Source organism: Haladaptatus sp. AB618 (assembly GCF_024136965.1).
Lineage (GTDB): Archaea > Halobacteriota > Halobacteria > Halobacteriales > Haladaptataceae > Haladaptatus.
Window position 1 is genome coordinate 269545 of the sequence record NZ_JAMYJX010000004.1, and the last position, 26677, is coordinate 296221.

The following is a 26677-nucleotide window of genomic DNA, read 5'->3' on the forward strand; positions in this document are numbered from 1 at the left end:
TCACGCTCGGGCATCGAAACCCGAGTCGAGACGGGGTGGAAACGGTCGATTGTCACCGTCGTCGTGGTCGAAAGGGTTCGTGTCATGTGTTTTTATGTTGTGGTCGTGTTCGTTTCGTCCGAGAAGTCGGGTTGGCCGAGTTCCGTCCGGCGTTCGTGCGTCTTTCCGGGTTTGGTTCGTTCGACGAACGCTTTCCATGCCTTCCCGTTCGGGAAGTGCATTACGCCGTCGTCGTCCCAGATGTAACCCGCCCGTTCCAGGATTCTCCGCGCGCGTTTCGGCTCGTACTCGTAGTGTTTGACGCCCGTTGCGTGCCACTTCGTCAGTTCCGAGATGTAGTTCTCGCCGTCCGGAACCGTCGCCTCGCCGAGCAGCACGTCGTCGACGAACTGTTGCTTTGGCAGCGATTTGGCGAGGGCAACGCGGAACTCCTTGTCCCGAATCAGCGGGTTCGAGTGCATGAGCTTCACCGCGACGGGGGCGAAGTTCTTCGTCGACATCCGTTCGATGTGGGCCGAGTTCGCGGCCCGGTCGGCTTGCGTGTTCGAGAGCGTCGTCCCGATGGCGTCGAGTTCCTCGTTTTTCAGCGCCCCGATCATCGCGTCGATGTTCCCGACGTTGATCCAGACCACGCGCTCGATTCCCGGACCGCTCACGGCGGCGTCACCGAGGTGGTTCCGTCGCCACTCGTCGTCGAACATCCAGTGGCCGTCGTTGCGCGAGACGGCGAATCGGGTTCCTTGGTCCCAATCCTCGAACCGGAACGGACCGGTTCCGACGGGGGAGCCCGGATTGTGTTGCGACGGCGTTTCGACGTCCTTCCAGCGGTGTTTCGGAACGATGATGCTCCGGACCATGCGCTGGGTCGTGAACGAAGCGTCGGGGCGTTTCAGTTCGAACCGGACCCGCGAGTCCGAGAGTTTCTCCACCGACTCGATTGGCTCGTAAAACGTCCCCTGACTCGTCGACGTCTTCTCGATGTAGAGGTTCGTCGAGAAAACGACGTCGTCGGCGCTGAACGGTTTCCCGTCGTGCCACTCGACGCCGTCTCGAAGCGAGACTTCGACGGTGGTGTCGCCGGTGAACTCGGCGCTCGTCGCCAATCCGGGGATCACTTCGAGCGACGGGGACGCGTCGAACAGTCCGTCGTAGATGAACTTGAGACGCGCCTCCTCGGCCCCACCGGCGGACCAGGGGAGGTTGAGCGAGTTCATCGAGGTCGAAACCCCCTTCACGTACGTCCGCTCGTTCGTCTTCGGTTGGAGGTTCACCTCCGTCCACTGGAACGAATCGCCCGTCGGCCCGTTTCCGGGCGTCGGAACGTATCCCTTCCATTTGTCGGTGTTGACAGCCGTGATCACGTTCGGAAACAGCGTGATTATGTCGCCGACGTCCTCGCCGAACAGCCGCTGAACCTTCGAAACCAGCTTCTTGCGCTTTTCCTCTTCGCCGGTCATCTGGCGCTGTTTTTCGAGGAGCCGATTGATCCGGTCGTCCCAGTAGTTCGTGTAGTTCGAGGAGTTCTCCTCGTACAACCGCATCAGGAACGGGTTCGGGTCGAGTCCACGCTGCGGGTCCGGACCCTGCGAACTCATCGAAATCATGTTTTCGAGGCCGCCGGTCTCCCAACTCTGTGCGTACAACTGGTTGAGCGGCCGGTCGATGAGCTTCATCGGAGCCCCCAAGTCGCCGAGTGCGCGCCGAAACATCAGCGCGTGTTCGCGCATCCAGGGGTCGTCCTCGCTCGAATATTCGACCGTGATCGGATCGAGCCGTGCACCTGCCGATGCCGTGTACTCCATTCCAGGTGCGTCGGCGTCGATGGTCGGCCAATCGTGCCAGTACCGTGTTTCTACCGAGTGCGGGACGCCCGAAGGGACGTTCGCCGCGATGGATTCTCCGGCGTTGCCGTTACACCCAGCTAACGACCCGACTGCGGCCGTCGTAGCGAGAGCGGTGGAGAGATATCTCCTGCGTGAGAGCGTCCCCTCCTGACCGTTTGCCTCTGTTGATCTCCCATGTTCTTCCATGGACATTGGTGCTCTATATACTCTTGATTCATGGTCCTATGTCCGAAGGGGTCCGATATGGATTTTTCTTTAAATGGGGTATGAAGTTATGGCAAGGTTTCGAGCACGATATTCAGCCGTCGGCCTCCGACGAGGTCGGACCGAAGAGAAGTGAAACGAGGTTCCGTTCGGCTCGTCGGAGCCGTTCGCTGAAACTCGATTGGCTGACGCCGATGCGGTCCGCGACGTCCGTCGCGGAGGTCCGTCGCGGGACGTCGAAATACCCCATCTCGTACGCGGTTTCGAGCGTCTGGAGCTGTTCGTCGGAGAGTTTCGAGAGGACGGTAGCCGTCAATCGGCCGCTGTCGAGCGGTTCGCCGATGGTATCGACCTGCGTGACGCTCTCCAAGCCGAACGTGCCGAGTTTGTGCTCGATATCGTCACCCAACTCCCTGAACTGCTCCCAATCGCGGACGGTCGCGACGACCGTGATTTGATCGTTGGCGAGGACGATTCGGTTCGGAATCGCTTCGTTCCTGAGGACGAGTCCGAGTATCGATGGATACGGTTCCCTCGCGGTGATGATCGCCCGCTCGGATTGAATTCCCATCGGTCCGGTCGGGAGCGGGGAACGGTTGAAGATACTGACGCCGGAGATGGCTTCACAGATACTCGAAAAATCGAACGAATCGGTCGCCGAGACGGTGAGCGACTCGATCCACGTTCCGTCCTCGATGTAAAATGCGTTGTCGAGTTCGACGCTCCGAACACCGTCGATCAGATCCCCGAGGTGTTCTATGACACCGGTCGGTCGTGTTCGGAATTCCACTCGCAGCATCGTATCCGGCATCCAGTGCGCGAGAATATAAGTTACTATCATTCGCGGATTTGTCTTCTCCTCGACACCGTCGAACTATTGCCGGTGTCTGATCGGTACGACCGGTGGAAAATCGGTATCGGACGACGGGTGTGGTCGGCTGATTGGGTGGCACACGACGGAAACGACGTCCACCGAAAACGGATTTACTTCTCAGTCACCCGACGACGCCGTTCCGGCGATCATCAGTTCGGTAAGCGTCTCGACGTCCGTTTCGGTCGTGGATTCGACTTCGACCAGTTCGCCCTGATAGAGAACCGCGATACGGTCCGCGTACTCCATGACCGTCTCCAAGCTATGGCTGACGATGATGATGGTGTGACCGTCCTGTTGCAATCGCCGAATCGTTTCGTAAACGAGTTCGGTCGCATCGACCGAGAGAGCGCTGGTCGGTTCGTCGAGAATGATGACGTCGGGGTCGAACGCGAGCGCGCGTCCCACCGCGACGAGTTGCCGCTGCCCGCCGGAGAGGAACTCCACTTCGGTTTCCGCGTCGATGTTGCGGCCGAGCAGGTCCGACATGATGTGGTCGGCGCGTTCGTACGTTTCCTCCCAATCGATGACGCTGAGCGGTCCGACGCCACGCTTCGGGAACTGTCCCATGAAGATGTTCGTGGCGACGTCGAGGTCGTTCATCAGGGCCAGATCCTGATACACGGTTTCGATCCCGGTCTCCCGAGCGTCGTTCGGGTTGGAGAACGACACCGGTTCGCCGTCGAAGTACAACTGACCGGCCGTCGGTTCGTGCACGCCGCACAGCACGTTCATCATGGTCGACTTTCCGGCACCGTTGTCGCCGACGAGCGCGAAGATTTGGTCCTCGTACACGTCGAGGTCGATGTTTTCGAGCGCGACGATGCGGCCGAAGCGCTTCTCCACGCCTTCCAACCGCATTTTCACGTCCGGTTCCGCCGTCGTTCGGGTCGTTTCGTTGGGGTTCGCGTTCATAATCAGGCGCTTGCCGCGAGAATGCGGTTTCGAATGCTTTCTTGCGTGTTGTACAGGAGGATGGCGACGAGCAGGACGAAACCGTTGACGACCTGCACTTGCGTCGCCGGAACGCCGCTGATGTTCAGGGCCGCCTGAATCACGCCGAGCAGGAGGACGCCGCCGAGCGCGCCCGAAATCTTCCCTCGGCCACCGAACAGGCTGATACCGCCGATCACCGCCGCGGCGAACGCGGGGAATACCTGCCCTTCCCCGATGAGCGGTGGAACGACACCGGTGTAGCCGGTGCTCATCAATCCGGCGAGTCCGGCGAGAACTCCGCTGATCGCGTAAACGGCGATGGTGATGTGGTCGGTGTTGACGCCGACGGCACGCGCCGAATCCTTGTCGCTTCCCAGTGCGTACACCTCCTGCCCGAACTCGGTGTACTTCATCGCGTAGCCGACGATGACGAAGGCGACGAGGGTGAGCAGGATGGCGAGGTTGGGAATCGAACCGGGAACGAGGTAGCCCTTGGGAACGGGAACGGGCTGTGTGTTGAGCGCGGTTTTCGCCCCCTCTAGGATGATGAGCGTCGAGAGGGTCTGCAGGAACGGGTTGATGCCGAGTTTGCTGATCATCGCGCCGTTGAAAACGCCGATCAGTCCCCCGACGACGAGGATGATGACGAAGCCGAGCGCCGGACTCCCGATGACGCCCCAGCAACTCGGGCAGTTGCCGAGCAACATCCCGGTGAACATGGCCGAGAAACCCATTATCGCCCCGACCGAGAGGTCGAAGTGACCCGAGAGGAGACAGATGCTCTCCCCGAGGACGAGCAGTCCGATGGGAACCGCCTGCCACAGGATCAACTGGACCGAGATGATGTTCCGGAACGTGTTCGGGACGAGCACCGCCACGCAGACGACGACGAGGAGGAGGATCGGCCAGATCATGTACTCCAGCAACGTGAGGACGAGGTCCTCAGAATCGTCGGCGAACCGCCCGAGAATCCCACTAGTTGATGTGCTCATGGATCTCGATCAGCCCCAAATGTTCCCCCAAAGGTAGGGTTTGTCGGCGTTTTCCTGCGTGATGACGATGCTGTTCGTCTGGAACCACGGGTGACCGTTCTGCTTTTTGATGGACGCCGGACTCCAGATGGCCTTCTTCCACAGGTCCACGCCCTTGTGCTTATGCGCTTTGACACTGAGGTCGCTCTTCGAGACTTGCTTTCCGACCTTCGGTATCGCATCGTCGCCGTTCTCGATGTACTTGCGCATGTACTCGATGGCGATGGGCATGTAGAAGTAGTTGGGTTGGTCGACGGCGGCGTCGATGTACCCCTTTTTGACGAGCGGGTTGACCTGCGGGCTTCCGTCCATCTGCGTGAGGACGATGTGTCCCTTCTCCCCTTTCTTCTTCAGTTTTCCCACCTGTTCGACGGCCGTCTTCGTCCCGAGCCCCATTGAAAGGTTGGCTGAGTAGATGCCGTCGACGTTACCGTTGGAGTTGAGCCACTGGCTCACCTTGCTCTTGGCCTCGTCCTGAGCGAACTCCGCGTTGATGGTGTCCGCCACTTCGATCTTGTCGTTTTTCTTCACGGCGTCGAGGAACCCCTGACTGCGCTGGTTCGCGGATTGGTTCCCCTGCGGACCGCGGACGTTCAGCACGCGCCATTTGTCCTTGCCGCCTTTCTGTTCTTTCAGCGACTTGATCATCTGCTCGCCGGATTTCTGCCCGCCTGCGGTGTTACTGAATCCGACGTACATTTTGGCCTTCGAACTCGCCGTGTCCGCGTTGGCAGTGAACACCGGAACGCCCTGTTTCTCCGAGGAGTCGATGGCGGATTTGATAGCACCGGTCGACCAGATGCTCGCGAGGATACCGTCGTATCCCTGATTCGCGAATTGACGGATGTCCGATGCCTGCTTGTTGGCACTCTGTTGGTTCGGGACGATATCGACTTTGATCCCTTGATCCTTGCAGTAGAACTCCGCGGCTTCCTTGAACGCGGTAATCCAGGAACCGCCGCGAACGTACATCGAGATACCGAGTTTGTTCAATTCACCGCTCCGGGGGCCGCTACTGGTACTGAAAAATCCCGAACAGCCAGCGAGGCCCGAGAGCGTGACCGCACCGGTGCCGGCGAGATATCGTCTTCTGGTAACGGATGGCATCATTAACGATGTGGGAGGGATGGTTATAACCTTAATTATAAATATATGAATAGTATAATATACAATATAATATCTAGAAGTAAAGTGCGATTTAAACTGAGAGAAGATCCGGACGGTCGAAGACCGCCGGTCACGCCGATAGAACGGCGAGATAACGGCGAGGAAACGGCGTCGGTGGGGTGGCGTGCTGGTTGGCGGTCGATATGGTCCCACGGGGGGTATCATCGTTCTTTCCACACGACCGTGATTCTCACCAAACGAGTGTTTTAGGCTGGCCAAAAAATCGAAACTGCTTTAGTGGTTTAGGCGAGCCTAAAACGTATGCCACAAGGCGGCGACACGCGCGATGCACCGACACGACGGGACTACCTCAAAGGCGGCGGCGCAGTCATCGGCGGCGGCCTGCTCGCCGGTTGTTCCGGCAATAAATCCGAAACGACCACGACGCAGGCGACCGACACCGACTCCACGACGACAACCGAAACGGAATCGGAGACGAAGACGTCCGGGGACGGTTCGTACTCAGTGACGATGTCCCCCGTGGGGACCGTCGAGTTCGATGCCGTCCCGAAGAAGATATTCACTCGGTTGTCACATCACACCGGTATGGCGTTCGCGCTCGGCCGCGGCGACGACGTCAACGCCGTCAACGGGCCGGAGTACTACGACACGACGTGGAACCAGTTCACACCTCGTCTCCCGGGCGTTTCGGTGGACTGGTCGGATTTGTACCCGTCGTGGGAAGTGAGCAAGGAGAAACTCTACGCACTCGACAGCGACGTTCACTTGGCCGACCCCGCGTCGGTGATTCAACTCGACAATTGGAACATGAAGGACATCGACGAAATCGCCGACAACATCGCGCCGTGGTTCGGCAATTCGTTGAGCGCGCGCGAGCAGAAGGTGACTTCCGAGTGGACCGGCGATTATCAGTACTACACCCTGTGGGAGCAGTTCGAGAAGGTCGCAAAGGTGTTCCGCGAGGAGAAGCGCTACGAGGCGCTCGCCAGCGTTCACGACGACCTTCTCGCAACGATACGAGACGGTCTCCCGCCGAAGGACGAGCGTCCGAGCGTGGCGATGATCACCGCCGGCGACGTGACGAAGCAGATCTGGGCGTATCCGGTCGTCAGTCCGGGATTCCTGACGGCACACACGCGACCGCTACGGCCCAAGGATGCGTTCGGTGGATCGGTCGATTCCGGGGCGACGGTCGACTTGGAAGCGATGTTGGAGGCGAATCCGGACGTGATACTGTTCCTCGGCGGGATGCAACCGGACGTGAGCATGAACGACCTCCGCTCGACGCTCGAATCCGATCCCGTCGCCGCGAAGATTTCCGCGGTCGAGAACGGCCACGTCTACCCGCAAGGGGCGCGTTATCAGGGGCCGATCCTGAACCTCTTCCAGTTGGAGATGAGCGCCAAGCAGTTCTACCCCGACCAGTTCGGCGAGTGGTCCACCTCCGACGGCGGACCGTACCCCGAGTTCCCGGCGGACGAACAACTGTTCGACCGTCAAGAAGTCGCGGATATCATCAAGGGGGACTTCTAACGATGGTCGACGAAACCGTCCGGATCGCCGAAAAGATGAATCGAAACCTTCGTCGGAGTGACGTCGGGACCTCCCCGGCGTCACCGTACGACGAGTGGTCCGACGAACGATTGGTCGATGGGTACCGACGCAATAGCCTCCTCCTCCGGGAGTACGGTATCGACGACCGGACGATACAGGCCCTTTGTGCCATCGAGGAACGCCTTCGCGCTCGCGACATCGACCCGGACAGAATCGTCGAAGGATTGGATACCTGACGGGAGCGCTCGCATCAAATTTTATCTGGCACACAGACGAAACGGAACGCATGCCCGAACCGACACGCGTCGCGGATACCCACAATCACACCGGCGAAGGACCGCTCTGGCACCCGGACGAAAAGCGCCTCTACTGGCTCGACATCCCGAACGGCGAGTTGCTTCGATACGACCCGGCGACGGACGAGCACGTACGTTGCTACGAGGCGGACGCCATCGGCGGGTTCACCATCCAGAAGGACGGATCGCTGCTGCTGTTCGAGGACGCCGGGAAGGTCGAAATCTGGCGCGACGGAACGACGGAGACCGTCATCGAGGAGATTCCGGAAGAACGCGACACGCGCTTCAACGACGTGATCGCCGACCCGGAAGGACGGGTGTTCTGCGGCACGATGCCGAGCGACGACCACCTCGGTAGTCTGTATCGACTCGACCCCGACGGGACGATCACGAAGGTGCTCGACGGGTTGCAGATCCCGAACGGGATGGGGTTCACCCCGAACCGCTCCGGATTCTACTTCAACGAGACCGAGGCGGAGTCGGTGTATCGATTCGAGTACGACGCGGAGACGGGGGAGATTTCGAACCGGGACGTGTTCGTCGATACGGAAGACGAGGAGGGAAGTCCCGACGGGATGACCGTCGATGCGGACGGGTACGTTTGGACCGCCTACTGGAACGGGGGGTGTCTCGTCCGCTACACGCCGGACGGCGAAGAGGATCGACGCATCGACTTTCCCGCGCGGAAGGTCTCCTGCGTGACGTTCGGCGGCGAGGGATACGAGGACGCGTACGTCACGACCGCTCTCGGTCCGGGTGAGGGCGAACCGAGATCGCGGGAGGAAGAAGGCGACGGTGCGGGTGCCCTGTTTCGGTTCTCGCCGGGCGTCGCCGGTCGTCCGGAGTTCCGCTCGGACGTCTCCCCGTGAGCGGTTACGGTGGACAGTCACCGTAAGTACGGTCAGTGCCCCCAGAGCGTGTCGTCGTCCTTGTATCGGGCGTCCATGATACGGTCCCACTGTTCCCCGGAGAGGTCGATGTCACATGCCGCGACATTCTCGTCCAACTGCTCGGGCGTGCGTGCGCCGATGATCGGAACACAGGTGAAGTCGTCGTGGTCCATCAACCACCGAAGCGACACCTGTGCAGGCGTCGCATCCACCTCGTCCGCGACCGATCGAATCGCGTCGAGCACTTTCCACCCGCGCTCGGAGACGTAATAGTCGCCGAACATGTCGTCGAAATCCCCGCGGGCATCGTCGGGGCCTTTCACCGCCTTCGGGTCGTCCGGGTCCGCGCGTTCGTATTTCCCGGTCAGGAAGCCCCCCGCGAGCGGGGAGTACGGACAGACCGCGATATCCTGATCCGCACAGACGTCGAGGAAATCGGCGACGTCCGTGTAGTAGCCCGCGTGGTGGAGCGGTTGGGTTACGTCGAAGCGCTCGAAGCCGTTCACGTCGGATTTCCAGAGCGCCTTCGTGAGTTGCCACGCCGCCATCGTGGACGCGCCGAGGTAGTTCACTTTCCCGTCCTCTACGAGTTCCGTCAGCGTCGCCAGCGTCTCCTCTATCGGGGTTTCGTCGTCCCAGCGGTGGATGTAGTACAGGTCGAGGTAGTCCGTACCGAGGCGGTCGAGCGTCCCCTCTATCTGGGCGCGGATATGTTTACGCGAGAGTCCCGAGTCGTTGGGACCGGGTTCGCCCCAACCGTCGAACGGGAAGTACACCTTCGAGGCGATGACGAAGTCCTCGCGGTCGTGGTCGTCTAGCCATTCCCCGATGTACTCCTCGCTCCTGCCGTTCGGGGTGCCGTACACGTTTGCGGTATCGATGAAGTTGATACCGTTCTCCCACGCGGCGTCGAGCAGTTCGTGTGCTTCCTCGCGGTCCGTTTCGAGGACGTCACCGGTGCGTTTCCCGAATCGCCACGTGCCGAAACAGAGTTCCGAGACTTTCGTACCCGTCGAGCCGAGCGTTCGATAGTTCATCTACTTCTCGATACGGATAGCGACGGAAAATAACTTACCGGCCACAAGATGTCCACTCTCCTCACGTTTTTACACGACCGCGGTGTGTGAGAGTCATGGTCGTACGGATGGGAGGGATAGGAATCGGGGGAATCGGCCAACTGGAGTTGAATTTGGCAGCGGAGATGGACGATGTCACCATCGTTGCTGGCGCGGATACAGCGACGGGGGCGCGTGCCGTGTTCGAATCCGAGTTCGATGCGCCCGGGTACGAGGACTATCGGACGCTTCTCGACGAGCATGGCGGGGAGTTGGACGGGATGGTGATCGCGACGCCGCACGCCTATCACTACGAGCAAGCGACCGCTTGCTTGGAAGCGGGAATCGACGTTTTGTTGGAAAAACCGATGACGACCGACGTACGGGATGCCGTCGATCTGGTCGAAACGGCACGACGACACGACCGTGTCCTCAAAATCGGGTACCAGCGCCATTTTCATCCAGTCTTTCAGATGATTCGGCACCTCATCGCCAGCGATCGTATCGGGAATGTCCACACCGTTGCCTGTTACATTGGACAGAATTGGTTCTCCTCACATCGGGGGTCGTGGCGGGTCGACCCGTCGATATCGGGTGGCGGCCAACTGTACGACACCGGTTCACACCTCCTCGATGCGCTCCTGTGGGTGACGAACGGGGTTCCGGAGACGGCAACTGCGTCCATCGAGTTCGCCAAGCCGGACATCGACGTGAGTGCGGCGCTCACGACACGACTGCGACTGGACGGGAGGGCGGCAATCGCGAGTATCACCGTGACGGGGGATGGTGTCGAGATGGATCCACGCGAGGGGTACGTCGTGTGGGGGACACGCGGCGGTGTGGTGTACACCGGTGACTACCTGTACATCGAACACAAGGGAGCGACCAGATACACGGTACCGACGGGGACGAAGTCGAACTTCGATATCGCGACGAGACGGAAGGTGGCGGATTTCGTCACCGCCATCGACGACGGCGAACGGCCGATCGTCCCGGACGAAGCCGTCCACGTCACTGCGCTGACGGAGGCGGCATACATGGCCGCCGCCGAAGAGCGAACCGTCGACGTCCAGCGTCTGGTTTCCGAGGCGAAACAAGCGTGAACCGGGGGGAAAGCGGTTCTGGAGAGCCGAGCAGGAATCGCCGTTCCCTTCAATCGCCCTCCAGTTCGGCGACCCGAAGCATCGTTTCGAGCGCGACGTCGGGGGTGACCGAGATCGAGTCGATGTCCGCGTCGAGGAGGAACTCGACGAACCCGGGGACGGTCGATGGGGCATCGCCACAGATACCGACGCGACGGTCGTGGCGATGTGCCGTTTCGATCAGCGAACGGATGGAGCGTTCGACGGCTTCGTCGTCCTCGTGAAACAACGGTGCGAGCCGTGCGGAGTTCCGGTCGATGCCGAGCGTGAGTTGCGTGAGGTCGTTCGAGCCGATGGAAAAGCCGTCGAAGACGTCGCTGAACCGATCCGCCGAAACGACGTTCGATGGGAGTTCGGCCATCACGTACACGTCGAGGTCGTCCATCGCCAACCCGAACTCCGCCATGAGTCGCTTCACCTTCCGACCCTCGTCCGGCGTTCGACAGAACGGTACCATCACGATCACGTTGTCGAGACCGACGTCCTCCCGAACGCGACGAAGCGCTTCGCATTCGAGGCGAAACGCCTCCCGAAACCGCGAGTCGTAGTATCGGGAGGCACCGCGCCAACCGAGCATCGGGTTCGCCTCCGTGGGTTCGTACCGACGGCCGCCGCGGAGGTTTCGATACTCGTCCGTCTTGAAGTCGCTGAGACGGACGATCACGTCCCGGGGGTGGAACGCGGCGGCGATCATCGCGATGCCGGTTCGAAGCTGTTCGATGAACCGCTCCGACGCGTCGTGTTCGATGGCGTACAGCGGGTGGTCGCCGATGGCGGACGTGATGATGAACTCCTCGCGGGCGAGTCCGATCCCATCGACCGGAAGATCGGAAAGCGAGAACGCACGGGACGGGTCCCCGAGGGTCAGCATCACGTCCGTTTCCGTCTCGGGGATCTCGTCGATCCGCTCCTCGTGAACGTCGTAGACGAGCGTTCCGGCGTACACGCGACCCGTCGTTTCGGTACAATCGACCGTCACCTCGTCGCCGTCGCGGAGCGTTTTCATCGCGTCGTCGGCACCGACGATGGCGGGCAGTCCGAGTTCCCGCGAGACGATGGCCGCGTGCGACGTTTTCCCGCCGTGCTCCGTGATGATTCCCGCCGCCTTCCGCATCACCGGTTCCCAGTCGGGGTCGGTCGTCTCGGTGACGAGAACGTCCCCCGCTTCGAACCGATCCATCTCGCGGACATCGGAGAGGATTCGAACCGGTCCGGTGCCGATTGCAGTCCCGACCGAAACGCCTTCCAGTAGAACGTCGCCTTCCTCGGTTCGGCGGTAGGTTCGGACGGTTCGTTCCGTCGTCGCCGCGTGCACCGTTTCCGGTCGCGCTTGGACGATGAACAGTTCGTCCCGCTCGCCGTCGAGCAACCACTCGATATCCATCGGTCGGTCGAAGTGATCCTCGATGCGTTTCGCGTACGTCGTGAGCAATGTGACCTGCTCGTCAGTGAGCGTCAAGCGATCCCGTTCGTTGTCAGGCACCGCTTCGATGGCGGTGTCGGTTCCCCGCCTGATCATCCGTCGTTCTTTCGTCCCGAGTTCCCGCTCGATGATGCCGTTCGTCGGTTTGAAGGCGACGTATCGGTCCGGATCGACCTGCCCTTGGACGAGTAGTTCCCCCAACCCGTAGGTCGCCTCGATGACGACGGCGTTCTCGAACCCCGTATCGGGGTCGAGGGTGAACGCCACTCCGGAACAACCGATGTCCGCCCGGCCCATCGCCTGAACGATGCAGGCGAGTTTGACCGCGAGGTGGTCGAACCCGTGGTCGAAGCGGTAGGTGATGGCACGGTCGGTGAACAGCGACGCATAACAGCCTTCGATCGCCTCGATTAGCTCCGTCTCCCCGGAGACGTTGAGAAACGTCTCCTGTTGGCCCGCGAACGACGCGGTCGGTAAATCCTCCGCCGTCGCGGAACTCCGAACGGCGACGGTGGGGTTCTCGACGCCCAGTCGTCCGCCCAGCAGACGATACTCCTCGACGATTGCCCGTTCGAGGTCTGCAGGTATCGTCGCCGGTTCGATGTCGGCTCGGATCTCCGATCCTCGCCGCTGCAACGTATCGATATCGTCCGGGTCGAGGCCAACGAGTCGAGCGGCGATCGATTCTTCGAGGCCCGTTTCCGACAAGTAGTGGTCGTACCCCGCCGCGGTGGTCGTGAATCCCGGAAGTACGGGTACGTTGAGCGTGGTAAGCTCTCCGAGGTTCGCGCTTTTGCCCCCGACTATATCGACGTTGGCACTCCCTACGTCCGCAAGCTGTCGTACGAACTGATCGTTCCCCACGATAATTCCCCCCGTCAGCACACTCGTCGCGCACCACAGTGAAACTACCCCCGTCGAGTTGAACTGCGTCTCTCCAACTCCCCCTACCGCACCGTAGGCTGGTCTTTCGAGGCCACCCGTCGAGGCAAACGATCACCGTTTCTTATTGAGTCGTTCGGTGTTTGGAACACGTACATGAGGTGCTGTCGTCTATCCGTTACGAGCGCCTGCGGGCGTCGTGACGACTCTGTAAAACGAGCACGGCGGGTGTCGAGCAGCCGAAGCGGTGAGAAACCGTCGTTCACCACCGGTCCGATCGAACGATGAGGAACATCCGTCTCGGGTCGTTGTTCGGGATTCCCATCCAACTGAACCTGAGCTTTCTCATCGTCCTCCCGTTAGTCGCGTATCTGATCGGCATTCAAATCGCCCCGCTCGCCGACGTCCTCAATCAGTTGTGGAACGCTCGGATCGAGACGGGCACGCTCGTCGGCGGGTGGATGCCGTGGATACTCGGGGTTCTGTCGGCGGTCGGGTTGTTCGTCTGCGTGATCCTTCACGAACTGGGTCATTCGCTCGTCGCACGACGGTTCGGGTTCGGCACCGAATCGATCACGCTCTGGTTTTTGGGTGGTGTTTCCGCCCTCGAAGAAATCCCGGAGGATTGGCGTCAGGAGTTTCTGGTCGCCATCGCCGGTCCGCTCGTGAGTATCGTTCTCGGCGTGATCTGTTACGGGGCTCTCGTGGTCGTCCCGGCCGGTCTCGATGCGGTTCGGTTCATCGTCGCCTATCTCGGTCTGCTCAACTTCGTTCTCGCGCTGTTCAACCTGTTACCCGGGTTTCCGATGGACGGTGGCCGAATCCTCCGTGCGCTCCTCTCCCGAACCCGCTCTCACGCCCGTGCCACGCAAATCGCCGCGACCGTCGGGAAGGGCGTGGCGGTCGTCTTCGGTATCGTCGGACTCCTGTCGCTCAACATCTTTCTCATCGGTGTCGCCTTCTTCGTGTATCTCAGCGCCACCAGCGAAGTGGTCCAAGAGACGCTATCCGGGGTCGAGGACATCCCGGTGAGCGACATCATGACTCCGGTCGCCAACTGGGATACCGTCGAACCCGAATCGACCGTCTCGGAGCTGTTCGAACGGATGTTGGACCAGCGACACGTCGGCTATCCCGTGATCGAGGACGGCCAGGTGGTCGGCATCGTCACACTGGACGACGCCGCTCGCGTTCCGGTCGAAAAGCGCGACGAGAACACGATTCGATCCGTGATGAGCAGTGACCTCGAAACCGTGTCCGCCGACGAGAGCGTCGAGGAGTTCATGACGGATTTCCAACGCAGTAACGTCGGCCGCATGTTCGTGGTCGATCCTTACGGGGAGATCATCGGCTTGGTCACACGGACCGACCTGATGACGGTTCTCGAAATCACGAGGCAGTGAGCGGATGCTGCAAAGTGCCTCGCTTCCCCTTCTCTCGGTGGTGTTCCTCGGCGCGGCCGCGGTCGTGTACGTCGCCAGCATCTACGTCTCGGACACGACCGACGTCCTCTCGATACGGTGGAAACTGGGACAGGCGCTGAGTGGGCTCGTCCTGCTCGCGGTCGTCACGAACCTCCCGGAACTCGTCATCACGGTGAGTGCCGCGCTCGCCGACAACGTGGACTTGGCGGTGGGGAACGTTCTCGGCGGAATCGCGATTCAAACGGTCGTTCTGGTCGTGTTCGACGTCTTCGGTACCGGACGGTCGAAGGGACTCACGTACTGGGCATCATCACTACAGTTGGTCATCGAGGCGAGCGTCGTGGTCGCGGTCCTCTCCGTGACGGTGATGGGGAGCCAACTGTCATCGGCGTTTCTCGTGTTTCGCGTGACACCACCGGAGATACTGATCGTGTGCCTCTGGCTCGGCGGCGTGTGGATCATCGCGAAGGCCCGCACGGGGTTGCCGTGGGAACGGGAGGGTGCGGCCCCCGGCGGGCAGCAAACGCCGCGGGGAACCGCCAAACGGAAGAAACATCGCCGAATGAAAGCAGCCGGTAATTCGACGCGGTACGTCGTGGGCGTCTTCCTGCTCGCCGCGCTTGCGACGCTCGTCGGTGGCGTGGTGCTCGAACGCACCAGCGACCTGATCGCACGCAGGACGGGGGTCAGTGGCGCAATCTTCGGAGCGACAGCGTTGGCGGCGGTCACCTCGCTGCCTGAGGTCGCGACGGGAATGGCGGCGATCAAACTCGGCGACTGCGAACTCGCCATCAGCGACATCTTCGGCGGCAACGGGTTTCTGCCGACGCTGTTCCTCGTAGCCTCGCTCCTTTCCGGTCGGGCCGTACTCGCCACGATGCCGCCGAGCACCCTCTATCTCACCGCCCTCGGCATTCTCCTCACGAGCATTTACAGCATCGGCCTCATCGTCCGACCGCGTCGGCAACGGTTCCGGATGGGAATCGACTCACTGCTGGTACTCTCCCTCTACTGTCTCGGCGTTTTGGGTCTCGCCACGATGTAGCTAGTCGGATAGACGACCGAGGAGGACCACCTATCGGAGGACGGACCGAGTCTACTGCACGTTTCGGGAAGGCTACGAAAACGAACCGTTCCGGTAGGCACGGGCTGTGAGGGGTAGGCATCGATTATCCGCGTTGAGCGGTTCTCATCACGGGGGAGAGATCGGAATGACGACTACGGCGTTACGACGAGCTTACCGACGCTCTCACGGTCCTGCATCGTCGCGAACGCGGCGTCGGTTCGTTCGAGCGAGTAGGTTTCGTCGATCTCCGGTGTGAACGCGCCGTCGGCGACGAGTTCGACGAGCGTCTCCAGATCGCCCTGTGTCCCCATCGTGCTGCCGATGACGTGTTTGTGACCGAGGAAGAGGTCAGGTATGTCGATCTCGGACGTTCCACCGGCCGTCCGCCCACAGACCGCCATTCGGCCACCGCGTCGCAGAACGTCCAAGCCGAGTTGGGTATACGCGCCGCCGAGGTGGTTGAGGACGCCATCGACCGGTCCGATGTCGGCGACCAAATCCCGGATGTCGTTCGGGTCGGTTCCCTCGACCGGGTGGTCGAGGCCGAGCGATTCGAGGCGGTCGAGTTTCGCCCGCGAGGAGGACGTCCCGACGCTCCGTGCATCGAGGACGGCCGCGAGTTGCACGCCAGCGACGCCGACACCGCCGGTCACGCCGGGGATGAACACCACGTCGGTCGGACCGGCTTCGACCCGACGGAGCATGTGATACGCGGTCATGTAGGCCGTCGGGAGCGCGGCCGCTTCGACCATACCCACGGAATCCGGGAGCGGAACGAGGCGGTCAGCTTGGACGCGAGCGGCCTCGGCGAGGCCGCCGTGGTAGAGGGAGAAGTTCTCACAGAGGTTCTCCGGACCCTCCCGACAGTAGCGACACGTCCCGCACGTCTCGTTCGGGCAGAGTACAACGCGGTCACCGGGTTCGATATCGGGGACGTCATCGCCAACGTCCCGGACGGTTCCGGCGACATCGAGACCGCTGACGAACGGCAGATCGTCCGTATCGACCATCGCGGAGTCGCCTTCGAGAATCCAGAGGTCGTGACGGTTGATCGAACACGCCTCGACCGAAACCACCGCCTCTCGACGTCCCGGTTCGGGAATCGGTCGGTTGATTATCGAGACGCCATCCGGGCCGGAAAGATCATTGAAAGCTGCGACACGCATCGAATGGGCGTTCGCTCCCCTCGTAGTTAGTGATAAGGGGAGGATAACGGGGTAGAAGCACATAACTAGAGGTCATCGATACGTTCAATGATCGACAACGTCGGACGTGAACGATCGTTCGTCGGGAGGAGGAGCACGCTCGTACCGTCGGATTTCACGAGGTTTGGCGGTAGGACGGGCAGTATCGTTCTTCCCAGCATCTCCGAGATTTCCTCCGAATCGGACACGATTCGACTTCGTACAAACTCGTGGCAAAACGGCTTTTCGGCTCGAAATTCATGGAGTTACTCCGTTCCATCTCCTATTTTTAGGAACGACCTTCGAGTAGTAATGTGCGTAGAACAATAGAAGCACTACTCGTTTGAAAAAGTATGTCCGCAGATGCAACAGTCATGGACCAGGAATTCGCCGATATGATCGATTCGTTCTTCGAAGACGCAGACACGGTGCTCATCGTCAATCCAGCGCCGAACGTCTTCCAAACGGTGATGTTGACGGCAGCCTCGTTCGACGGTGATCTGCCGCACATGCAGGTACTTGCCGATCCGGACGTGCTGAAAGCGTCGCTGGATGATTTCATCCTCGCGAGCCAGGTTTCGGATTTGATCGACCAGGACTCCCTCGAACTCCGGACGACGGGCGATATCGCACGTAGTTCGTTGCTCGTCAGCGATGACGAGGTCGTAACCGTCATCACGTTGGATGGGGAGTTGACGGGGCTTCGCTCGACGGATGGCGATTTGGTCGAAAACGTCCAATCGACGTTTTCGGACGACTGGGAGGACGGGGATGTGTATTCCCTGCGAACGCCACCGCTGTCGCGCATCCAGGAAACGCTCAGTGAGGACTTCGGCGACGACGTCGAAGAGGACTTCATGATGGTCGTCGACTCGGTCGATACGATTCCCGGCGAAGACGACGAGTTGGATGAAGTGGCCATCGCCTTGTTGGTGGCGGCGAACAACGAGGTGCTCCTCTACGACATCAGCAAATGGGGTGAGGACACCGGTGTCGCGAGTAAAGCAACCTTCTCGCGGACGAAGACACGGCTCGAAGACCGTGGCCTCATCGATACGGAAAAGGTCCCGATCGATGTCGGTCGGCCACGACTTCGGTTGATCTTGGTACCGGACGATTTGGGTGACGTCGAGGGTCTCGCTGGCCAAGTGAGCGGCTAGGTTCGTGTGAACGCGACCCCGTCGAAGGGTTCGAGAGCGAGCGTCACTGTCGAGAATAGATGATAGATCGACCGACCGTTCGAGAGCCAGTTACGAGTGCGTTCGTGTACTCGGTGTCCGGTTCACGTTCTATGTTGTGGACACGCTCTCCCAGGAAACGGGACGACACATTGACACGGCTCGTCGGCGATGGGATTAGCGCGACCACAGATCGGCTGACCCAGAGAATTTATTGGAGGGTTACTACGGAACATAATATCCATATATTGGAGAATTAATATATGTGTTTTCGAATTTTCTCGATGTATGTCTGACGCTCGTCTAACAATGGCCGATGAATCAAGACGTGTTACAGACACCACTCCACGGCGGTGTTCGCACTCGTCCCGGAGAACAGACAGCAGTGACTGTCAGATCGGCAGGTTTAGATCGGAATCGGTAGTATCGTAATTTGTCTCGAGAGAGACACAGATGTCCGTCGATCGCTATGATACGTCTGAAGACAGTGTGTACTGAGATTGATAACTCTCCCCACTGTCTTCGCCATACGGCGAGCGTTCGCCGCTCGATTGGTCGCTGACCGATTCGGTTATTATTCTCCCCGAGAGTGTCTGTTTATATAATGAGTTCAGTAGTCGTTCGAGCGTGGGGAATCACGCTCGGACTACTAACCGCCACACTCCTCGCGGTTGCGGCCGTCGTTCGGACGGGGGCTCCGCTTCCGATCGTCGGCTTCGGGCTTCTCGTGTTCGTCGTCATCGCGTATCTGTCCTATCGCTCCGGCGGGCGCTACGAGTTCGAACACGAACACGCCAGACCGTTCGACCCCAGCGAGTTTCCGGACGTCCAACGGGCGGTCCTCGACGTCTGCGAGCGTGCCGGTCGGCCCCTCCCTCGGGTCGTCGTCATGGAGATGGACGCACCAGGTGCCGTCGTCGGCTACGACGATGGCGAACCAGTCGTCGCTCTCGATCCGCTGCTCCCGCAGATCGTCGGGCGGGCGGGAATCGAGGCGCTGTTCGCACACGAACTCGGCCACCTCGGGAACGATATTCACACGGACGCGGTCCGTGCGTACATCCCGCAGATACTGGGGTTCTGCACGTTCTGGCTCGTCTTTCTCGCGGGACGGGGTCCGTTCGTAGCCGCCGTCGGCTCGCTGCTGTTCAGTGCAGTGACGTTCATCGATGATCGACGTATCCGCCGTCTCCGCTACGTTTGCAGTCTCGGTATCGAACCGCTCGCGCTCGCGCTGAGTCGGTACGCGAATCGACTGGAGGAGTACCGCGCGGATGCGTACGCCGCCCACGTCGTCGACCCCGAGACGCTCGCCGCCGCGCTCTACCGGGTCGCCGCAATCGCAACCGGCGACAACACGGAGGACATCGCCGGACCGATACCGTGGAACGCGGATCGTTCGTTCCGCTTTTCGGTGTTCGCCACCCATCCGTCCATGGAAAACCGCGTCGCCCGACTCGATTGTGAGATCCCCACGTGGGCGAGTCCATATCGACCGCGGCAGGTCGCATGACACCGCTCGGGAGTCTTCAGCCACCGATGAGGTGACCGCGTTTCGGATCATTTCCTTCCGCCGGAAAAAAGCGAGTGCCAAAGACTCGTATCCGATGGAAACTCCGAAACGATCCCCTCGACGGTCACGAATACCCGTTCGCTCGTGTGCAATTCGTCGTGGAACGTCGATGAGACCAGTTCCATGAACGTTTCCATCTTTTCGATTGCCGTCGTCGTGTCGTCGTATTCGTCGACGACGTAGTCGTGCCGATGAATCAACGCCGTACTATCGACGACCGAAACGCGGAGTTGGATGTCGCCGGACGCGTCCGAGGAACGAAACACGAGACCGACGACGACCTGTGCGGAATCGGTTACGTCGTACGCGTAGGTCGCCCGAGGATCGGTGACGCTACTGGCTGTTTCGTACCATCCGTCAGGAAGATCGACTGACCGATCAACCGCATCCGAGTCACTGGGATTTTCTAACATGACTAGGTATCACCACGCTGTTGGAAGACGCTCGCCGAGATTCGATCCCTGCAGGGGATTCACTCCACCACCCCTGACGTCCAGCCAAGCCACAGTTCGGGATACGTTCCGACGACACGCCCCGTCGCCCGCAGTATCTCCATGGACGTTCTCGTCTTCATCCTCCCTTGAACGTACTAGCCGGTCGGACAAAAGCGCTTTGATTGAACGTTCAATAAACGTGCCTCGGAGCACGTAGGTTGACGCGAGGATTGGTTTCGACGGACGCCAGATTATTGTTAGGTTATCTACACTAATTTTGGCGGTAAGCACATGTTACTCAAATAGATAGAGTACGAATAGAAACTATGTCTAATGGCACGAGAATCACCGAGACGACGAACTGGTTCGAAAACGGGCACACGCCCACGGACCCAGCCGATCCACCGCAGTACGCGTTGGTCGCCGTTCGTTCGATCGATCCGTGCCAGCCGCTAACCGTGAGCCTGATCGAAACGATCGTCGATGTTTTGGAACCGCCGAACGGTCAGACCTCGCTCAGTTTGTACCAGTACGTGAACCCGGACGCGCTCGAAGACCTCGTCGAGACGAGCGGAACGAAAAAGAGCGGCGTCGAAGTTCGATTCGTGATCGAGAACCATCTCGTCACCGTTCGGAGTAACAACACCGTCCTCATCTACGAACCGCTCGGCGCACGACGCGACAGCGACAGAAACCCCATACTCAACTAGGGACCAGCACGGGTAGGGACCGTGCGAGATGTCGTATCCGAGATGCGATTCGATGAACATAGTGGAAGGGGGTAGTTTCCATGAACGGTGACGGTCGAGGATGTCGTGGTATCGAGAATGCCGAACGACGAATCGTATCACTTGGATCACCGGAATCAGTCGGTTAATGGGCCTGGACGAATCAGTACTTCACCATGCAAACGAAACCCACGGTTAATCATCGACGATATCGACCGTTCGGCCAGCGTACATGGAGGACGCTATGAAGATAGACACGGTCGAGTACAACGAGGTCAGGCCCGGCGAGATGACGGGTACCGCTGTTCAGCGTCGAGAAGACCGACATCTTCTGACGGGGGATGCTCGGTACACCGACGACATTCAATATCCGGGGATGGGCTACCTCGCGCTGCTCGGCAGCCAGTACGCTCACGCCCGAATCGAGTCGATCGACGTGAGCGACGCCGAAGCTCGCAGCGACGTGATCGCCGTCTATACGTACCACGATTTACTCGAATCCGGCCTCGATGGCACGATGCCGGCCGCCGAATTGGACGCCGAGGACCTCCAAGAGGACGGCACCAACGAGGAGGACACGTCCGTCAAACGGCCGCTCCTCGCCGACGATCGGGTCCGATATCAGGGCCAACCTGTCGCGGCGGTCGTCGCCGAAGAGCGCTACGCCGCCTTCGACGCACTCGATGCGATCGACGTGGAGTACGAACGACTCGATGCGGCCCCGGAACTCGACGACGCTGTATCGTCGGACGCGCCGACGATTCACGACCCTGCACCGAACAACGTCGCCTTCGAGTGGGAGACCGGCGAACGCGAGGAGACCGAGGAGGCGTTTTCGGGGGCCGCACACACGGTCTCGCTCGATCCGTCGAACAACCGCGTGATTCCGACGGCGATCGAACCCCGAGCGGCGGTCGCCCAGTACCAACCATCGGACGACAAACTGACCGTCGAGCTATCGAGTCAGAACCCGCATGCAGTACAGAACCGACTCGGCGACGTTCTCGGATTACCTCGTCACCGTATCACCGTCCGTGTGCCGGACGTCGGCGGCGGCTTCGGCGCGAAACTTCAACCGTACGCCGGTCATCTCCTGACGGCGTGGTGTTCGATGCAACTCGAACGGCCGATCAAGTGGCAAGCCCGCCGGACCGACGACTTCCAATCGATGGTTCACGCTCGCCGACAGCGAACCACCATCGAGGCTGCGCTGGACGAATCGGGACACATAGTGGCACTTCGAGGGGATATCGACGCGGACCTCGGCGGCTATCCCACGGTCGGTGGCGTCGGCATTCCGAAGGGAACCGCCGGGATGCTCTGTGGGGCCTACGACATCGACGTCGGACACGTCACCGTTCGCGGGGTGATGACCAACACGGCCCCGATATCGGCCTACCGCGGTGCCGGTCGACCGGAGGCGGCGTACATCATCGAACGACTGGCGAGTGCCTGCGCCCGCGAACTCGACATGGACCCGGTCGAATTCCGTCGCCGAAACTTCATTCCGCCGGAGGCGTTCCCGGTCGAGACCGGCCTCGGGATGAACTACGATAGCGGCGAGTACGAGAAGACCCTCGACCGAGCCCTCGAACTCGTCGAGTACGACGCGTTCCTCGAACGGCAGGAACGTGCCCGGGACGACGGACGGTATCTGGGTATCGGGATTTCGTCGTACGTTGAGATCTGTGGCGGGTCCGCGGGGAGCATCGAGAGCGGCCAAGTGAGGGTCAACGCCGACGGGCAAGTCGTCGTTCACACCGGCACCCAAGATACGGGGCAGGGTCACGCGACGAGCTACGCACAGATCGTGAGCGACGAACTGGGCGTCGATTACGACACCATCGAAATCGTCGAGGGGGACACCGACAAGGTCACCGAAGGGGGAGGAACCGCCGGTAGCCGCAGTTTGCCGATGGCGGGGAACGCCATTCGGAAGGCGTCCCGAGGGATAGAGGAGAAGGCCCGTACGATCGCCGCCCATCAGCTCGAAGCGTCCGAGGCGGATATCGAGTTTTCGGACGGCGAGTTCCACGTCCGAGGCGCACCGGAGTACGGCGTTACGTTCCAAGACGTCGCTAACGCCGCGTATAATCCGCGGAAACTCCCGGACGACGTCGATCCCGGCTTAGAGACGTCGGTGTACTTCGAACCGGAGGGATCGACGGCACCGTTCGGTACCCACGTCGCGATTGTGGAAGTCGATCCGGAGACCGGCGAAATCTCGTTCCAGCGGTACCTCGCCGTCGACGACGTCGGCCCGCAGGTCAATCCGAAACTGGTCGAGGGGCAGATCGTCGGCGGGATCGTCCAGGGAATCGGTCAGGCGTTGTACGAGGACGGTCACTACGATTCGAACGGGAACCTCGCGACGTCTTCCTTGCAGGACTACGCGATCCCGAAGACGATCAGCGTCCCCGACATCGAGTGGGACAGCACCGTGACGCCGTCGCCGAACAACGCCCTCGGCGTGAAGGGCGTGGGCGAGGCGGGCACCATCGGCTCGATGCCCGCAGTCGTCAACGCGGTACTCGACGCGCTGGAACCGTTCGGGGTCGAGACGCTCGACATGCCGTTGACCAACGAGACGGTGTGGTCGGCGATAGAAACGGCGAACGGAGGATAGTGCTACCGATTATCTAAATCTAGATTTTACTAATCACGATTTTACTAACGGAGGTTTTGCTAATCCGGTGACGGCTACCGAATTCGGGCTGATAGTCACAATTCGGACGGTCTCCACCTATCGCGTCACGAATCAGTCGAAACAACGCCTCACGCCGTGTTCACCATCCCGCCATCGACGATGATCGATTCGCCCGTCACGTAACTTGCGAGGTCGCTCGCCAAGTACAGCGCCGTGTCGGCGATGTCGTCGGGAGTTCCAAATCGCCCCAGTGGAATCGATTGGCGCATCTGCTCGCCGGATTCCGTGCCGATGGTCGGAACGTCCTCGGTCGTCATCGCCGTCTCGATGACGCCCGGGTGGATGGCGTTCACCCGAATCCCGTCCGCTCCGAGTTCCGCGGCGAGCGAGTACGTGAGCAGTCTGATACCGCCTTTCGACGCACAGTAGGGCGAGAGGTCGCTGTAGCCCTGAATCCCCGCGATGCTGGAAACGTTCACGATGCTGCCGCCGTCGTCCTCGCGCATCCGCCGTGCCGCCGCCTGTGAGCCGAAAAACACGCCGTTCAGGTTGATATCCAGCAGTCGCTGGTACGCGTCCGGGTCGATGTCGGTCACCGGAGCGGTCGGGCCGACGATACCCGCGTTGTTCACCATCACGTCGATGCCGCCGAACTCGTCCACGGCCGTGTCGACGGCCGCCGTCACGGCAGCGGGGTCGCTGACGTCACACTGGACGAAGACGGCGTGCGCGTCGGTCTCCTCCTCGATCCGTTCGTGGGTCTTCGCCCCGTCCTCACGGGGGTCGTCCCGCACGTCCGCGACGACGACGTCGGCCCCCTGTTCGGCGAACGTTCGTGCGATGGCTCGACCGATTCCACTTGCAGCACCCGTTACGACCGCTGACCGTCCCCCAAGCATCCCATCCATACGAGGCTAGATGATGTCATTCGTTGTCAATGTTGCTGCGGCCTGCTTGGCGGCGTCGAATCGTCATTTCGTATCATCGAACGAGCCGTGTCCATTATATGACGTGCGCCGATATGTACTGTCAATGGTACCGTCGTCTCCGACCATCGGGTTCCTGCACTGTGACGACCTCTCTTTCGAGCAACAGTCGGCGCTCGATTGGGCGACGACCGAACTGGGTGCCGTCGAGCGTGTCCCGGTTACGGACCGCCACGACGGTGATTTCGAGGAATACGACGTCCTCTGGTGGCACCGTGATACACCGGTGAACCCGCAAACTATCGCCGAGGCGGCCGACGTGTTTGCCGCCTATTTCGAGCGCGGGGGCACCCTGCTGTTGACCGGCCAGGCGTTGACCGCGGTCGAAGCGCTCGGGGTCGACCCGGTAGCACCGGACGCCGTGGGAACGGAACCGGTCGAGACGCCCGTCGGTCCGCTGTGGAAGACCCAGTACGCCGACCATCCGGCGGTCGCCGCCTTCGACGACGTTCGGTTCCACACCCGTGGCGGTGGCGACACGCAGTCGTTTGCGCGATACGACAAGGTCCTCCCGGAACGCGCGGACGTCCTCGCGGGGACCGTCCGAGGGGACATCGACCGCCCGGACGAGGTGTCCGTCGTCGAATGGAAACCAGGAACGGGGACGGTTCTCGGCGTCGGTGCGAACGTCGAATTCGACGCTCACGGCGCGGACGGCGGCCGCGAAACCTTCCTCGCAGGATGTCTTCGTTTTCTCGGGGAAAATGCCGACGACGGTCTCGTCGGGCGGCCGAAGGCCGCCGCGGACCTCGCCGCGATGCGGACCGACTTTCGTGACGACTACGACCGTCCGAGCTACCACCTCACACCACCCGCGAATTGGTTGAACGACCCGAACGGCCTCATCGAGTGGAACGGCACGTATCACGCGTTCTATCAGTACAATCCGGGCGGACCCTACCACGACACGATTCACTGGGGGCACGCGACGAGCGAGGACCTCGTCCACTGGGAGGACCGTCCCGTCGCGCTCACGCCCAACCCCGACGGTCCCGACCGCGACGGTTGCTGGTCGGGATGTGCAATCGACGACGACGGGATGGTTCACATGCTCTACACGGGCGGGCGCGACGGACGCCAACTCCCGTGTCTCGCGACGGCGGTCGATGAAACGCTCGACGTGTGGAAAAAGGACCCCGAGAACCCGGTCGTGGCCGAGCCACCGGTCGAACTCGATATCCTCTCGACCGACCACTGGGACGCCGAGTTCCGCGACCACTCCGTTTGGCGCGAAAACGGCTCGTGGTATCAGCTCATCGGCTCTGGTATCGCGGGTGTGGGTGGGACGGCACTCCTCTACCGCTCGGACGACCTCCTCGACTGGACGTATCTCGGGCCACTGTACACGGCCGAGTCGGAAGCGGAAGGCCACATGTGGGAGTGCCCCGAACTCCTCGACTTCGGCGAGAAGCGCCTGCTCCACGTCTCGAACTACGAGCACGTGCGCTACTTCCTCGGGACCGTGCGCGATGCGCGCTTCGAACGCGAAACGTCCGGGATACTCGATTACGGCGACTTTTATGCCCCACAAACGCTACGGGATGGTTCGGGACGGCTGCTCACGTTCGGATGGCTGAAGGAAGCCCGGAGCGAGCGCGCACAGTGGGACGCGGGGTGGTCCGGAGCGCTTTCGCTCCCGCGAGTCCTCGACATCGAGGACGGCGAACTGCGCCAACGACCCGCCGCCGAGGTCGAATCGCTTCGTGGCGGCCATCACGGGTTCGAATCCCGGGGACTCTCCGACGGCCACCGTGAGGTGCTCCAAACACGCGGCAAGGCGCTCGAACTCGCTGTCTCACTGGACCTCGGTACCGCCGACGAGGTGGGCATCGTTCTCCGGGAAACCGTGGACGGCGAGGAGCGGACGCCGTTGCACGTCCGCCGGGACGAACTCATCCTCGAACGCTCCACGTCGAGCCTCCACCCGGAGACGGCCGACGACCCGATACGGATGCCGCTCGACGGGGAGGGAAGGGTCGACCTCAGGGTGTTCATCGACGGGTCAGTCATCGAAGTGTTCGCGAACGAACGGCGCTGTCTCACGGGACGGATCTATCCGACTCGCGCGGACGCCGACGGCGTTTCGCTCTACGCCGCAGGCGGGGATGCCCGCATCGTGACCCTCGACGCGTGGGAACTCGACGCTTCCGCCACCTCGTCGGCGGGTGTCGGGTCGACCGTCGAGGTGGGCGACGACTGAA

Annotated in this window: 21 protein-coding genes; 11 read left to right on the plus strand and 10 right to left on the minus strand. The window is 61.1% G+C overall.

Features of this window, described 5'->3' with window-relative positions; translation table 11 throughout:
* Positions 1-92 precede the first annotated feature (92 nt).
* The 5 genes from NKF26_RS14565 to NKF26_RS14585 form a co-directional block, all read right to left on the minus strand.
* Positions 93-2036, minus strand: coding sequence for an ABC transporter substrate-binding protein (locus tag NKF26_RS14565; protein ID WP_369682151.1), 1944 nt, complete (start codon positions 2034-2036; stop codon positions 93-95).
* A 106-nt stretch (positions 2037-2142) separates the two neighbouring features.
* A complete protein-coding gene (locus NKF26_RS14570) occupies positions 2143-2847 on the minus strand; it encodes a helix-turn-helix domain-containing protein (RefSeq protein ID WP_253225807.1) in 705 nt (234 codons plus the stop codon).
* Positions 2848-3039: 192 nt separating this feature from the next.
* Positions 3040-3834 (minus strand): ATP-binding cassette domain-containing protein, encoded by a 795-nt coding sequence (locus NKF26_RS14575; protein ID WP_253225808.1) that lies wholly within the window; start codon positions 3832-3834, stop codon positions 3040-3042.
* 2 nt (positions 3835-3836) lie between these two features.
* Complete coding sequence (locus NKF26_RS14580) at positions 3837-4847, minus strand: ABC transporter permease (protein WP_253225809.1); 1011 nt, start codon at positions 4845-4847, stop codon at positions 3837-3839.
* Positions 4848-4856: 9 nt separating this feature from the next.
* Positions 4857-5993, minus strand: coding sequence for a sugar ABC transporter substrate-binding protein (locus NKF26_RS14585; protein ID WP_253225810.1), 1137 nt, complete (start codon positions 5991-5993; stop codon positions 4857-4859).
* Positions 5994-6314: 321 nt separating this feature from the next.
* Here NKF26_RS14585 and NKF26_RS14590 point away from each other — a divergent pair, with 321 nt between their 5' ends.
* From NKF26_RS14590 to NKF26_RS14600, 3 genes are read left to right on the plus strand one after another with little or no spacing between them, the layout of a single operon-like run.
* Entirely contained in the window at positions 6315-7547 is a 1233-nt protein-coding gene (locus NKF26_RS14590) for an ABC transporter substrate-binding protein (protein WP_253225811.1), read from the plus strand.
* A 2-nt stretch (positions 7548-7549) separates the two neighbouring features.
* Positions 7550-7804 (plus strand): hypothetical protein, encoded by a 255-nt coding sequence (locus NKF26_RS14595; protein ID WP_253225812.1) that lies wholly within the window; start codon positions 7550-7552, stop codon positions 7802-7804.
* Between the two features lie 50 nt (positions 7805-7854).
* Positions 7855-8733 carry an SMP-30/gluconolactonase/LRE family protein gene (locus NKF26_RS14600; protein ID WP_253234505.1) on the plus strand — a complete coding sequence of 293 codons (879 nt, stop codon included), beginning with the start codon at positions 7855-7857 and terminating at the stop codon, positions 8731-8733.
* Between the two features lie 32 nt (positions 8734-8765).
* Here the strand turns inward: NKF26_RS14600 and NKF26_RS14605 are convergent, their stop codons facing one another.
* Positions 8766-9791 carry an aldo/keto reductase gene (locus NKF26_RS14605; protein ID WP_253225814.1) on the minus strand — a complete coding sequence of 342 codons (1026 nt, stop codon included), beginning with the start codon at positions 9789-9791 and terminating at the stop codon, positions 8766-8768.
* Between the two features lie 95 nt (positions 9792-9886).
* On the opposite strand from NKF26_RS14605, the gene NKF26_RS14610 reads away from it, so the two are divergent.
* Positions 9887-10912, plus strand: a complete 1026-nt coding sequence (locus NKF26_RS14610) for a Gfo/Idh/MocA family protein (RefSeq protein ID WP_253225815.1) — start codon at positions 9887-9889, stop codon at positions 10910-10912.
* A gap of 49 nt (positions 10913-10961) precedes the next feature.
* Here the strand turns inward: NKF26_RS14610 and ppsA are convergent, their stop codons facing one another.
* Entirely contained in the window at positions 10962-13238 is a 2277-nt protein-coding gene (ppsA, locus tag NKF26_RS14615) for a pyruvate, water dikinase (RefSeq protein ID WP_253234506.1), read from the minus strand.
* Between the two features lie 302 nt (positions 13239-13540).
* On the opposite strand from ppsA, the gene NKF26_RS14620 reads away from it, so the two are divergent.
* Together NKF26_RS14620 and NKF26_RS14625 are read left to right on the plus strand one after the other, a co-directional pair.
* A complete protein-coding gene (locus tag NKF26_RS14620; protein ID WP_253234507.1) occupies positions 13541-14659 on the plus strand; it encodes a site-2 protease family protein in 1119 nt (372 codons plus the stop codon).
* Between the two features lie 4 nt (positions 14660-14663).
* Complete coding sequence (locus NKF26_RS14625) at positions 14664-15725, plus strand: sodium:calcium antiporter (RefSeq protein WP_253234508.1); 1062 nt, start codon at positions 14664-14666, stop codon at positions 15723-15725.
* 173 nt (positions 15726-15898) lie between these two features.
* On the opposite strand, the gene NKF26_RS14630 is transcribed toward NKF26_RS14625, so the two are convergent.
* Positions 15899-16912: an alcohol dehydrogenase catalytic domain-containing protein gene (locus NKF26_RS14630; RefSeq protein WP_253234509.1), complete on the minus strand. Its 1014-nt coding sequence runs from the start codon at positions 16910-16912 to the stop codon at positions 15899-15901.
* Positions 16913-17283: 371 nt separating this feature from the next.
* Here NKF26_RS14630 and NKF26_RS14635 point away from each other — a divergent pair, with 371 nt between their 5' ends.
* A complete protein-coding gene (locus tag NKF26_RS14635) occupies positions 17284-18090 on the plus strand; it encodes a transcriptional regulator TbsP (protein WP_253225820.1) in 807 nt (268 codons plus the stop codon).
* Positions 18091-18712: 622 nt separating this feature from the next.
* The gene (locus tag NKF26_RS14640) at positions 18713-19621 is read left to right on the plus strand and encodes a M48 family metallopeptidase (protein WP_253225821.1); all 909 of its coding nucleotides are present in this window, start codon (positions 18713-18715) and stop codon (positions 19619-19621) included.
* A gap of 47 nt (positions 19622-19668) precedes the next feature.
* Here NKF26_RS14640 and NKF26_RS14645 read toward each other — a convergent pair whose 3' ends face one another.
* A complete protein-coding gene (locus NKF26_RS14645; RefSeq protein ID WP_253225822.1) occupies positions 19669-20094 on the minus strand; it encodes a hypothetical protein in 426 nt (141 codons plus the stop codon).
* 347 nt (positions 20095-20441) lie between these two features.
* Between NKF26_RS14645 and NKF26_RS14650 the strand changes: the two genes are divergently transcribed.
* Both NKF26_RS14650 and NKF26_RS14655 read left to right on the plus strand, forming a co-directional pair.
* A complete protein-coding gene (locus tag NKF26_RS14650; RefSeq protein ID WP_253225823.1) occupies positions 20442-20825 on the plus strand; it encodes a HalOD1 output domain-containing protein in 384 nt (127 codons plus the stop codon).
* Positions 20826-21087: 262 nt separating this feature from the next.
* Complete coding sequence (locus NKF26_RS14655) at positions 21088-23469, plus strand: xanthine dehydrogenase family protein molybdopterin-binding subunit (RefSeq protein WP_253234510.1); 2382 nt, start codon at positions 21088-21090, stop codon at positions 23467-23469.
* Between the two features lie 149 nt (positions 23470-23618).
* On the opposite strand, the gene NKF26_RS14660 is transcribed toward NKF26_RS14655, so the two are convergent.
* Positions 23619-24398, minus strand: coding sequence for an SDR family oxidoreductase (locus NKF26_RS14660; protein WP_253234511.1), 780 nt, complete (start codon positions 24396-24398; stop codon positions 23619-23621).
* A 124-nt stretch (positions 24399-24522) separates the two neighbouring features.
* On the opposite strand from NKF26_RS14660, the gene NKF26_RS14665 reads away from it, so the two are divergent.
* Positions 24523-26676: a GH32 C-terminal domain-containing protein gene (locus tag NKF26_RS14665; protein ID WP_253234512.1), complete on the plus strand. Its 2154-nt coding sequence runs from the start codon at positions 24523-24525 to the stop codon at positions 26674-26676.
* Position 26677 lies beyond the last annotated feature (1 nt).